Source organism: Peribacillus sp. (assembly GCF_059453735.1).
Window position 1 is genome coordinate 1 of sequence record NZ_JAZVJO010000461.1, and the last position, 12,157, is coordinate 12,157.

At 40.4% G+C, this 12,157-nt stretch carries 8 protein-coding genes; 5 read left to right on the forward strand and 3 right to left on the reverse strand.

What is annotated here, in order from left to right; genetic code table 11:
- The first annotated feature begins 32 nt into the window (after nucleotides 1-32).
- Nucleotides 33-2,894, forward strand: a complete 2,862-nt coding sequence (locus AC52RT_RS15205) for a transglycosylase domain-containing protein (protein WP_495541526.1) — start codon at nucleotides 33-35, stop codon at nucleotides 2,892-2,894.
- Nucleotides 2,895-2,946: 52 nt separating this feature from the next.
- Here the strand turns inward: AC52RT_RS15205 and acsA are convergent, their stop codons facing one another.
- Nucleotides 2,947-4,665 carry an acetate--CoA ligase gene (gene acsA / locus AC52RT_RS15210; RefSeq protein ID WP_495541527.1) on the reverse strand — a complete coding sequence of 573 codons (1,719 nt, stop codon included), beginning with the start codon at nucleotides 4,663-4,665 and terminating at the stop codon, nucleotides 2,947-2,949.
- A 246-nt stretch (nucleotides 4,666-4,911) separates the two neighbouring features.
- Here acsA and AC52RT_RS15215 point away from each other — a divergent pair, with 246 nt between their 5' ends.
- The 3 genes from AC52RT_RS15215 to AC52RT_RS15225 are packed head-to-tail and all read left to right on the forward strand — an operon-like array spanning nucleotide 4,912 to nucleotide 7,394.
- Nucleotides 4,912-5,544, forward strand: coding sequence for a GNAT family N-acetyltransferase (locus tag AC52RT_RS15215; RefSeq protein ID WP_495541528.1), 633 nt, complete (start codon nucleotides 4,912-4,914; stop codon nucleotides 5,542-5,544).
- A gap of 30 nt (nucleotides 5,545-5,574) precedes the next feature.
- On the forward strand, nucleotides 5,575-6,222 hold the full coding sequence (locus AC52RT_RS15220) for an acetoin utilization AcuB family protein (RefSeq protein ID WP_495541529.1): 648 nt from the start codon (nucleotides 5,575-5,577) through the stop codon (nucleotides 6,220-6,222).
- Complete coding sequence (locus AC52RT_RS15225; RefSeq protein ID WP_495541530.1) at nucleotides 6,219-7,394, forward strand: acetoin utilization protein AcuC; 1,176 nt, start codon at nucleotides 6,219-6,221, stop codon at nucleotides 7,392-7,394. The genes AC52RT_RS15220 and AC52RT_RS15225 overlap by 4 nt, the downstream gene beginning before the upstream one ends.
- A 31-nt stretch (nucleotides 7,395-7,425) precedes the next feature.
- Here AC52RT_RS15225 and ccpA read toward each other — a convergent pair whose 3' ends face one another.
- Nucleotides 7,426-8,427, reverse strand: coding sequence for a catabolite control protein A (gene ccpA / locus AC52RT_RS15230; protein ID WP_495541531.1), 1,002 nt, complete (start codon nucleotides 8,425-8,427; stop codon nucleotides 7,426-7,428).
- 374 nt (nucleotides 8,428-8,801) lie between these two features.
- The gene (locus tag AC52RT_RS15235) at nucleotides 8,802-9,878 is read right to left on the reverse strand and encodes a bifunctional 3-deoxy-7-phosphoheptulonate synthase/chorismate mutase (RefSeq protein ID WP_495541532.1); all 1,077 of its coding nucleotides are present in this window, start codon (nucleotides 9,876-9,878) and stop codon (nucleotides 8,802-8,804) included.
- 242 nt (nucleotides 9,879-10,120) lie between these two features.
- Here AC52RT_RS15235 and AC52RT_RS15240 point away from each other — a divergent pair.
- Nucleotides 10,121-12,157: cell division protein FtsA (locus AC52RT_RS15240; protein ID WP_495541533.1), on the forward strand; the 2,037-nt coding region annotated here is incomplete at its 3' end.

The following is a 12,157-nucleotide window of genomic DNA, read 5'->3' on the forward strand; positions in this document are numbered from 1 at the left end:
ATAATGTATGTGATTTCAGGGGGTTTGATACGATGAAAAATAACGAAAGAACTAAACAGACACGTCTGCGTCCTTTTTTTGATTTTTTCAAGGACAAGCGAACAAAAAAATACTCAAGGATTACATACCAGGTTGTCTGGAATTTAACGCTTTTATTCATACTTACACTGATACTCGGTTTTTCATTTGCAGGAGGCGTTGGGGCTGGTTACTTTGCTGCGCTTGTTAAAGAGGAGCCAATCAGATCAAAAACAGACCTAAAAAAAGACTTATACAATTATGAAGAAACCTCAGAAATCTATTTTGCCAATAAGGTTTATCTCGGCAAACTCACATCTGATTTGGAACGTGAAGAAGTTTTATTAAACCAAATGTCAACACATCTTACAGACGCCATCATAGCCACAGAGGATGAATATTTCTATGAGCATGAGGGTGTCGTACCAAAAGCCATTATGCGTGCAATCTTTCAAGAGATGACAAACGCCTCTGTTCAATCAGGCGGAAGTACGTTGACACAGCAATTAATTAAGAATCAAATCCTAACGAATGAGGTATCTTTTGAGCGGAAAGCAAAAGAAATATTGCTTGCACTTCGCGTTGAAAAGTTCTTTGAGAAAGAAGAAATACTTCAAACCTATCTTAATATCTCAACATTCGGCAGAAACTCATCTGGTAAAAATATTGCAGGGGTTCAAGCTGCCTCACAAGGGCTTTTTGGAATAGAAGCTAAAAAGCTTAATCTTCCTCAGTCTGCCTTTATTGCCGGGTTACCTCAAAGTCCATTTGGCTATACTCCATATACCCAAAAAGGAGAATTGAAAACAAATCTCGAGCCAGGTCTAAATCGAATGAAAACGGTTCTAAAGAGAATGTTTGATGGCGGCTATATCACTGAAGCAGAATATAAAGATGCACTAGCTTATGACCTCGTAAAGGATTTCATAGGACCTCAACCACAACCCTATGATGAATACCCTTGGGTTACTTATGAAATTGAAAAGCGTTCCGTAGAAATTCTCACAACCATCTTTGCAAAAGAAGCCGGATACAGTGAAAAAGACCTTGAAAAAGATAAAGATTTAAAAGAGCAGTATACGACCATAGCAGATCGTAAGCTTCATCAGAACGGGTATAAAATTTATTCGACAATCGATAAAAAAATATATAATAAAATGCAAAAAGTAGCAACGAATTACCAGTATTACGGTAATTCAAAAAAACAGAGAATAACAGATTCAGAAACAAAAGAATCCAAGGCTATTGATCAACCAGTTGAGACCGGAGCCATCCTCATTGAAAATAAAACGGGTAAAATACTTAGTTTTGTCGGCGGCCGGGATTATTCACGCGAACAATTGAACCATGCAACTGCAGCGAAGCGGCCAAATGGGTCCACCATGAAACCGCTGCTCGTCTATGCACCAGCCATTGAGTTAGGCAAGATTTCTCCTGCTTCCATATCCGTTAATGTACCCATTAAAATTGGTGGATGGGAGCCTAAGAACTACGGAGGCAGTTATTCAGGTTTAACCACCGCACGTGAAGCTCTGAAAAAATCGCATAATGTTCCGGCAGCAGTCTTTTACATGGATATTATTAATCAACGGCCAGCTAATTACTTGAAAAAAATGGGCTTTACTTCACTTGTTGAAGGAGATTACGTTAACCCATCGATGTCACTCGGAGCTCTCAGAGATGGTGTGACAGTAGAAGAAAATGTGAATGCCTATTCGACTTTTGCTAATAATGGAGACTTTGTTGATGCCTACATGATTGATAAAATTGAGACAAAGGATGGTAAAGTTGTTTATAAACACAAAACAAAGCCAGTCGACGTATTTTCACCACAAACTGCTTATCTTACAGTAGATATGATGCGCGATGTCATAACCAGCGGTACAGCTGCATCCTTAAGTAACCGACTCGCCTTTTCTTCTGACTGGGCAGGAAAAACGGGGACAGGTCAAGATTATAAGGATGCCTGGTTCGTCGCAACTAATCCTAACGTAACTTTCGGAACGTGGATGGGGTATGATACGCCAAAACCGCTGGAACAAACGTATAAAGGACTCTCCTATAGTAAGCGGAATATTTATCTGTGGGCTGATTTAATGAATGCTGCCTATCAAGTCAAACCAAAGCTTGTTGACCCAGCTGGACGGTTTGAAATGCCTGGAGGAATTGTCCGTCGTTCTGTCTGTGCAGTATCAGGTCTCCTTGCCTCAAATTCTTGCTCTGCAGCAGGAATGGCTTCCACAGACCTATTTAATGCAAAATTTGTCCCGAACGAGACAGATGATAGCTTTACAACTGGAAGGTACGTACAAGTCGGTACTAAGCAATATACCGCACTTCCTGCTACCCCAGATGAATTTACAACCAATGGTCACGTACTTAATTCAGACTTTTTTAATAAGATTGGCGGAAAATATCTTGTCGATCCAACTATTTTGGCTTCACTAAATAGCAGCTGGAAAAACATTGTTGTGCCAAACGCTGTATTAAACGACAATGGAAAAGTTCCAGCTCCTCCAGTGGTATATCAGACTGGGCAATCCATAGCTTGGAAATCTCATTCTGAAGAGGATGTAGTCGGGTATCGTGTTTATAACGGCGGTCAAAAGGTTGCAAGCATCCGAGCTGGAGAAAAGCTTAGCTACAGCAGCGGTTCAGGGAGCTATTACGTTACTGCAGTAGATATAGCTGGCAACGAATCCCCTATGTCCACTCAGATTATGATTCAAACTGGCAGCACAAAGAAAATACCTGAGACCACACCTACAGAACCAGTTGTTAATTCTGATGAGGAAGATTCCCAAGAAAACGCAGAAGAAGAGGAATCTGAGCCTGCAGACGAACCTGAAGAAGTTGATGATGATACAGATGAGTAACAAAAAAGAGGCTTCCCATTTGGTTGGGAAGCCTCTTTTTTGGTTTGTTCTTTTAGTCTTCCATCGTTGATAGATCTCCAGTTGGCAGATCTAGTTCCCAAGCTTTTAAGACGCGGCGCATGATCTTTCCGCTTCTTGTTTTGGGAAGCTTGTCACGGAATTCAATTTCTCTTGGTGCTGCGTGTGCAGCCAAGCCTTGTTTTACGAATTGGCGGATTTCTTCAATCAGCTCTTCCGTTGGTTCATAACCGTCGCGGAGAGCAATGAATGCTTTAATAATCTCACCGCGTACCGGATCAGGTTTCCCGATGACACCGGCTTCAGCAACAGCCGGGTGCTCCACGAGCTTGCTTTCTACCTCAAAGGGACCTACACGCTCTCCTGAGGTCATAATCACATCATCAACCCGCCCTTGGAACCAGAAGTATCCCTCTTCATCCATATAAGCAGAATCTCCAGATACATACCAACCGCCCGGCATAAAATAAGATTCATATTTCGCTTGGTTATTCCAAATCGTATGCATCATTGACGGCCAGCCTTTTTTAATGGCCAGATTCCCCATCCGGTGGGGAGGAAGTTCATTTCCTTGATCATCTACAATTGCTGCCACGATTCCTGGAAGTGGTTTTCCCATCGATCCCGGTTTAATTTCCATGCAGGCATAATTGCTGATAATCTGAGCTCCTGTCTCGGTCATCCACCAATTATCATGAATTCGTTTATTAAAGACTTTCATTCCCCAACGAACAACTTCAGGATTAAGCGGTTCTCCTACACTTAATACATGACGAAGAGAACTCAAATTATATTTCTCGACGATTTCATCACCTGCGCCCATTAACATGCGGAAAGCAGTAGGTGCACTATACCAAACAGTTACCCCATAATCCTGAATCGTTTTATACCACGATTCTGGTTTAAAACGGCCTCCTACGATAACATTTGTTGTTCCAGTCAGCCATGGTCCAAAAATTCCATATGATGTCCCAGTTACCCATCCAGGATCAGCTGTGCACCAATAGATATCATTTTCTTTTAAATCAAGCACCCACTTTGCACTCTGATAATGCTGGATCATGGCATTATGAACATGTAGAACGCCTTTAGGCTTTCCTGTAGAACCGGATGTATAGTGAAGAATTAACCCATCCTCACGATTTACCCATTCTATCGAAAACTCCGTATCTGCTTGTTTTAATCTAACAGAGAAATCATGCAGGTTTTCCGTTTCCTCAATATTATCCCCGACGAGAAAAATATGTTTCAGTTCAGGCAGGTCGCTTACCGGTACGCGAGCCAGTAAGTCTGGTGTAGTAATCAAAACCTTTGCTCCGCTGTCTTTCAGTCGGTCCCGAACTGCACCTTCCATAAATGCTTCAAAGAGCGGTCCAACTATCGCTCCTGTCTTAATGGTACCGAGCAGAGCCATATAAAGTTCTGGTGAACGGGGCATAAAAATAAATACACGGTCCCCTTTCTCCACCTCTCCAACGTTCTTTAATACGTTAGCGGCTTGATTACTTAAATTCTTCATCTCTTCAAATGTATATGTTTCGTCCCGTTTATCGTCTTTATAAAGCAGGGCCGCCTTGTCTTTTCTATCAGATTCAGCGTGACGGTCAATCGCTTCATAAGCTAAGTTCATTTTCCCAGTTTTTGACCAAGAAAACTCTTTTTCTGTCTCAGTCCAATCAAACTGCTTGTACTTTTCTTCGTAATTTTGTAAATTATACTCACCTTTAATTACTGGCAGCGCTTCCAATTTCATAGACAATGTTCCCCCTTTTCTCGACTTATACAGTATAATTATAGTATATAATTCTATTTATCTCAATTTTTTACTTTAAGAACCCACTATCCCTTCTGCCCTTTCCTATTTTCATAAACATCACAGTAACAAATATGTCCAAATTTTGAATGGATTAGAAAAACTTCAGAAGAATACTAGTTATCTAAAATTCCGATTTTACTTTTTATGTATAATAGAAAGTAATACTCATTAGGCGGTGAAAGAATGGAACATATAAAGGCGTATAATTCCATGGAATTAGAAACAGCTAGAGGTACTCTAATTATTGAAGGACCAGTTTCTGCCGAAAAATTAAAGTCATATGATTTCCACGAAGGATTGGTTGCTTTCCGACCTCCAGCCCAACAACATAAGGCATTAATTGAAATTGCTGATCTTCCAGAAGGACGAATAATTATTGCCCGCCAGCAAGAAATGATTATTGGTTATGTCACTTATTTATATCCAGATCCGCTAGAGCGATGGTCAGAGATAAAAATGGATGACTTAATTGAACTTGGTGCAATAGAAGTCATAAAAGATTACCGAGGAGCTTCTGTTGGTAAGAACATGATCCGCCTATCCATGACAGACGATGCGATGGAAGATTTCATTATCATTACAACAGAATATTATTGGCATTGGGACTTAAAAGGCACAGGATTAAATGTATGGGATTATCGAAAAATTATGGAAAAAATGATGAGTGCCGGAGGACTGGAATATTATGCAACGGATGATCCGGAAATCAGTTCTCACCCTGCAAATTGTCTGATGGCAAGAATCGGTAAACGAGTTGAACCTGAATCTATTCAAAAATTCGACCAGCTTAGATTTATGAACCGATTCATGTATTAAAGTGTTTATTAACCATGAGGAGGAGTAGAAATGATTGTTGAAAAAATCATGAAAAAAGAGATTATCTCACTAACTGAAACGGATACCATTCAGACCGCCTTATTACTAATTCAAGAGAAACGAATTCGGCATATCCCAATTGTTAATCATGAATATCATCTCGTTGGTCTTATCAGTGATCGTGACATCCGTGACGCTTCCCCCTCAATATTTAGAACCGAGGATTTTAAAGAGGATATGCAGAAACCTCTCCACACGATTATGAAAACCAATATCATAACCGGACATCCCCTCGATTTTGTTGAAGAAATAGGTGCTGTTTTCTGTGAGAACAATATTAGCTGCCTCCCGATTATTCATGAAAAAAAACTGGTCGGGATTATTACGGGCACTGACTTACTTCAATCCTATGTTGAACTGACAGGTGTAAATAAGCCTGGTTCACAAATTGAGGTGCAAGTACCTGACCAGCCTGGTGTTCTTCATAATATTTCATGTATCTTTAAAAAAAGGAATACAAATATCCATAGTGTTCTCGTCTATCCTGCTAAAGAGACAGAATATGAAAAAGTTCTCGTGTTGAGGATACAAACTATGAATCCATTTCTAGTCGTAGATGACTTAAAGAAAGAAGGCTATACAGTCATATGGCCAAGCCTTCCCGGTATCTCCCTATGAAGGAAGCCGTTTTTGTCTTTTCTGAAGAACTATTAACATACAAATTCAGCAACGATCATCCGTTTAATCAAAAACGCCTTCTCTTGACGCTGGATTTATTAAAAAAAACGGGTGCTATTACTGATGAGGATATCATCAAACCAAGGATGGCTACCGATCAGGAATTAGAATTAATTCATGACCCTGCCTATGTAAACGCTGTCAGGTTAGCTGGAAAAGGAAAACTTCCAAAAGAAAAAGCAGGAAATTTCGGGATAGGGACTGAGGATACACCTATCTTTCCAGATATGCACGAAGCAAGCGCTCTTCTCGTTGGCGGAACCTTACAGGCTGTTGACTATGTTATGACAGGAAAGTCTCAACATGCATTGAACTTGGGAGGCGGTCTTCATCATGGCTTTCGCGGAAAGGCTTCTGGGTTTTGTATTTATAATGACAGTTCCGTGGCTATCAAATATCTGCAGGAAAAGTACCACGCCCGTGTTTTGTACGTTGATACAGATGCACATCATGGCGATGGTGTTCAGTGGTCTTTTTATGATGATCCAGAAGTATGTACTTTTTCCATTCATGAAACTGGAAGGTATCTGTTTCCAGGGACAGGAAGTATCAATGAACGAGGTCAAGGGAAAGGATACGGCTATTCATTTAATATCCCAGTCGATGCTTTTACCGAGGACGATTCGTGGTTAGAATCCTATACAACGGCCTTTACAGAAATCGTGGAGTTCTTTAAACCTGATGTCATCCTCACCCAAAATGGTGCCGACTCACACTACTTTGATCCATTGACCCATTTATCGGCAACCATGCGAATTTATCGCGAAATTCCACGCTTAGCTCACAAACTGGCCCATCAATATTGTGAGGGACGCTGGGTTGCAGTTGGCGGCGGCGGCTATGACATATGGCGTGTGGTACCGCGCGCTTGGTCAATGCTATGGATGGAGATGTCTGAACACCCTACTCCTACGGGGCCATTATCGCCAGAATGGCTGGATACTTGGCAGCCTGACTCACCTGTCACCCTGCCGCAATCGTGGGATGATCCTGAGGGTATCTACGAACCCATTCCCCGAAGACCTGAAATAACCGAAAAAAACGCGCTAACGGTTGAAAAATTACTCTACCCTATTCGTTCCAATCAATCATCTTCTGTGAAACCTACATAAAGCAAAAAAAATAAACGTCCATATTGGACGTTTATTTCGTTGATTGACGTTTTTCAATTCTATGTGGAAGAATAACAGACTCTTGATCCTCTACACTTTCTTTATTCATCAGCTTAGTTAGAAGACGCATGGAAACTGCACCAATATCATAAAGCGGCTGCACAATTGTCGTGATTTGCGGGCGAACCATTAAAGTAAGTCGTGTATTATCAAAACTAATTACCTCAAAATCATCTGGAACATTATACCCGCGATCCTGAGCAGCATGCACAACTCCTAATGCCATTTCATCCGAACCAACAATAATAGCATTTGGTTTTTCTTTTAGGTCATTTAACTTTTGGAATGATTCAATACCTGAATCATATGTATAATCGCCATCGATAACGAACTGTTCATTAAGTTCAATCTTTTGATCAGCCAGACCGCGCTTATATCCTGCTATTTTTTTTTGATTAATCGGATCATTAATGTTACCGCTGACAAATGCGATATTCTTTAATCCTCTTGCAGCAAAGTCCTTAACGGCATCAAAGGCCGCAGCCTCATAATCAATATTAACGGATGGAATTTGTTTCGTATCCTCAAGAGAAGCAGCAAGCACAATCGGAACCGGGGACTTCTGGAATTCCTTTACTAATTCTTCCGTGATATTTGCACCCATAAACACAATTCCATCTACTTGTTTACCAAGCATTGTATTTAATAAACGAAGTTCTTTTTCTTCATTTTCATCAGAATTACTGAGAATGATATTATATTTGTACATAGTGGCAATGTCTTCAATTCCTCTAGCCAGCTCTGCATAAAATATACTAGAAATGTCTGGGATTACTACCCCCACCGTTGTTGTCTTTTTGCTTGCTAATCCTCTTGCTACTGCATTCGGACGATATCCTAAACGGTCAATCACATCAGATACCTTTTTACGTGTAGCAGGTTTAACATTCGGATTCCCATTAACTACGCGTGAAACGGTAGCCATTGATACGCTAGCTTCACGAGCTACATCATAAATCGTTACATTATTCATAAAACCACTCCTTCTTACCATCAATTTTCCCATTTACAGCTTTTCTCAATCTTAGCTTTTTTATAACCAGCTCATCTAAAGAGGAGCATATAGGATTTTTCACATATTTCTTCAGCTGATGTTAACTCGATTCACTTGGTCAACTTCAGGAAATCAATCTAACATTTAATTGTTCAGATATGAGCATTCAAGTCGTTTCATACACTTATCCTTTACTGTATAAACGTACTGTATTACTCTATCATACGACAGGTGAACCCTTGTCCGCAATGTATCTGTTCCTAATTATATAACAAATTTATCAATAAAGTTCAGCACAAATAAAAAACAGCTCGCCTGCCGAATTGGAAGGGAGCTGTTTTTGCTAAACAAAATTACAATGATACCCAGTTCAACTTGTTAATTTCATTATAGAAAGTATCAAATTGTTTGAAGTCCATTTGTTGAGCAGAGTCGGATAATGCAACCGATGGATCTGGATGTACTTCAGCCATAACTCCATCAGCGCCGATTGCTAATGCCGCTTTTGCCGCTGGAAGCAGCAGATCACGACGTCCAGTAGAATGAGTAACGTCAACCATAACAGGCAGATGCGTTTCTTGTTTTAGAATCGGTACAGCTGAAATATCAAGTGTATTTCTAGTTGCACGTTCGTATGTCCGAATTCCACGTTCGCAAAGAATGATGTTGCCATTTCCTCGGGACATGATATATTCAGCAGCATGAATGAATTCGTCAATTGTTGCTGCAAGGCCTCGTTTTAACAGCACAGGTTTATTCACAGCGCCTGCAGCCTTTAACAACTCAAAGTTCTGCATGTTTCTTGCACCAATTTGTATAACATCGATATACTCGCAAGCCATTTCAATATCATTTGGGTTTACAATTTCACTAATAACAGCTAAATCGTATTCATCGGCAACTTGTTTAAGTATTTTTAATCCCTCTAGCCCAAGTCCTTGGAAGTCATATGGTGAGGTACGCGGCTTATAAGCACCTCCACGTAATAACTTAAGACCCTTCGCTTTAACAGCTGCTGCCACAGCAGCTACCTGTTCATAGGATTCAACTGAACATGGTCCGAATACAAAGCTCGGAATTCCGTTCCCTATTAACTCACCCTTGATGTCAATAATGGTATCCTCTGCTTTTCTTTTTCTTGATACCAGCAAGGCTTTCTTTTGATCTTCTTCTTGAAGATCCAGACCAACCTTAAAAATCTCTTTGAAGATATGTTTAAGTGAAGCAGGCTCTAATGGTCCTTCATTATTCGCTTCGATAAGATCCAGCATTTCTCTTTCACGAACTGGATCATAACGATTTACGCCCTGCTTTTCTTTTACACGGCCAATTTCTTGTACAACTCCCGCACGTTGGTTAATAAGATGTAATAAATCAAGGTTGATGTCATCAAGCTTTTCTCTTAGAGTTTCAAGATCCTTGTTGCTCATTTCTAACCGTCCCCTTTGACTGTCTATTTTACTACATACTCAACACTTATCTTTTGCAGATTGCATAAATCTGCGGATATTTTTCCTTTTATATCCGACAACTGTCAAGAATTAAAAAAATATGGTACATTTCTTATATAATTTAGATTAGTATAAATGAAAATCTGAAGATTGTCACTATTTATTTCTTTATTAAAGAAACGCTTTTAAGCATTAAAGCGTATTATAAACTACTTAAAGAGGTGTTTCTATTGCCGGAAAAACTCTTTGCCCTCGATATTGGTACGCGATCAGTGGTCGGTATTATCCTCGAAAAACAGGATACTACTTACGAGGTAAAGGATATCTTATCCCAAGAGCATACAGAGCGGGCCATGATGGATGGACAAATTCATGATGTATTGGCTGTTTCTACAGTCATCATAGCAATAAAAAATCAACTTGAGGAAAAACACGGTCCTCTAAAGAATGTGTCCGTAGCAGCTGCCGGACGTGCACTTAAAACGGAAAGAGCTGTAGAAGTAATTAACATTAAGGACAAACCAATGATTCAGCAGGATGATATTCTGCATCTAGAATTGTGTGCTGTGCAACAAGCTCAAGCAATCGTCGCCGAAAAAATGGCCTTGGAAGAAAGTACTCAATATTTTTGTGTAGGGTATTCTGTTCTCTTCTATCGGCTTGACGGCCAAGAAATCGGCAGTTTAATCGATCAGAGCGGCTATGAAGCCTCAGTAGAGATTATTGCAACCTTCCTGCCTAAAGTTGTCGTTGAATCATTAGCAGCCGCTTTAAAGAGAGCAGAGCTCCATATGCAGGCTTTAACACTTGAACCGATTGCTGCTATTAATGTTCTGATACCACCTTCTATGAGGCGTTTAAACGTAGCTCTCGTTGATATTGGAGCAGGGACTTCTGATATCGCGTTGACTGATTCAGGAACGGTCATTGCGTATGGAATGGTTCCAGTAGCAGGCGATGAAATTACCGAAGCAATCAGCGATCAGCTCCTTCTCGATTTCCCGCTCGCTGAAAAAGCAAAAAAAGAGTTGAGTGACCCAGAGTATGACAGTATATCCGTAACTGATATTCTTGGATTCACAACCGAACTTAGCAAACAAGAAGTGATTAAAGAGCTGAATCCTGCCCTTGAAAAGTTAGCTCATTCAATCAGTAATGAAATTCTTGCTCTCAATAATAATAAAGCCCCGAAGGCCATTATGCTCATTGGCGGCGGCAGTCTAACACCAGCATTGCCGTTAATGATTGCAGAAAAACTAAGCTTGCCCTCGAATCGAGTGGCTATCAGAGGGATTGAAGCGATACAAGATATCAAAATTGCCTCCCATGTAAAAGAAGGACCAGAGCTTGTTACTCCTATTGGAATTGCTATTGCAGCTCACCGTAATCCAATACGTTATTTAAGCGTCATTGTTAATGGCAAAACGATTCGTTTGTTTGATATGAAACGACTCACAGTTGCTGATTGTCTGCTCACAGCGGGGATTCGTTTGACTAAGCTTTTTGGCAAGCCTGGAATGGCGCTGATGGTCCAGGTGAACGGTCAATCTGTAACCATACCAGGGAAACTAGGCGGTAAGCCTGTACTCACACTGAATGGTGTCTCTGCATCCCTTGATGATTCTGTAAAAAGCAATGATGAGATTTCCATTCAAAAGGGTTTGGACGCCCAGCCGATTATGCTCCCTATCAGGGATTTACTTGATCATATTCCGCATTGTACCGTTTATATAAATAATCAGGAATATTCTGTTGATGCTGAAGTAAGACGGAATGGGTTCCCTGTATCTGGAGACGAACATATTGCGGATCACGATTCAATTACTTGTATAATGCCGCCGACTATCAGCGAATTATTAAAATCCCTTCAATTAAAAAGTTTATTAGCTAACGTACGCCCTTTCACAATTGAACTTAATCAAAAACAGCTGCAGCTTCCAGGCTTTTCAGGGCGACTTTTAAAAAATGGTTTAGCAGTAAAACCAGAATCATCTTTTGCGGATGGAGATAAGTTTATTATCCAGGGTCATTTATGCTCTGTCTGGGAAAAGGGACAGTATGTCCGTACCAGAAACCTGAAAAAGGTAAAGGAACATTTTAAAGAATTGATGAAGCTGCTTGATACGGATTATCTGGATGTTGGGATGATCCACTACTGTGATTCTTTTAAGGACTGGGAGGACATAGTCACCAATGGTATCCTGGACTATGCAAGAGAGCTGAAGGAGGAGGGAATTATCCGCCATATCGGTCTGTCC

Coding starts and splice junctions, on each gene's coding strand:
- AC52RT_RS15205 (WP_495541526.1), top strand. CDS start 33: ATGAAAAATAACGAAAGAACTAAACAGACACGTCTGCGTCCTTTTTTT.
- acsA (WP_495541527.1), bottom strand. CDS start 4,665: ATGAAATTGGAAGCGCTGCCAGTAATTAAAGGTGAGTATAATTTACAA.
- AC52RT_RS15215 (WP_495541528.1), top strand. CDS start 4,912: ATGGAACATATAAAGGCGTATAATTCCATGGAATTAGAAACAGCTAGA.
- AC52RT_RS15220 (WP_495541529.1), top strand. CDS start 5,575: ATGATTGTTGAAAAAATCATGAAAAAAGAGATTATCTCACTAACTGAA.
- AC52RT_RS15225 (WP_495541530.1), top strand. CDS start 6,219: ATGAAGGAAGCCGTTTTTGTCTTTTCTGAAGAACTATTAACATACAAA.
- ccpA (WP_495541531.1), bottom strand. CDS start 8,427: ATGAATAATGTAACGATTTATGATGTAGCTCGTGAAGCTAGCGTATCA.
- AC52RT_RS15235 (WP_495541532.1), bottom strand. CDS start 9,878: ATGAGCAACAAGGATCTTGAAACTCTAAGAGAAAAGCTTGATGACATC.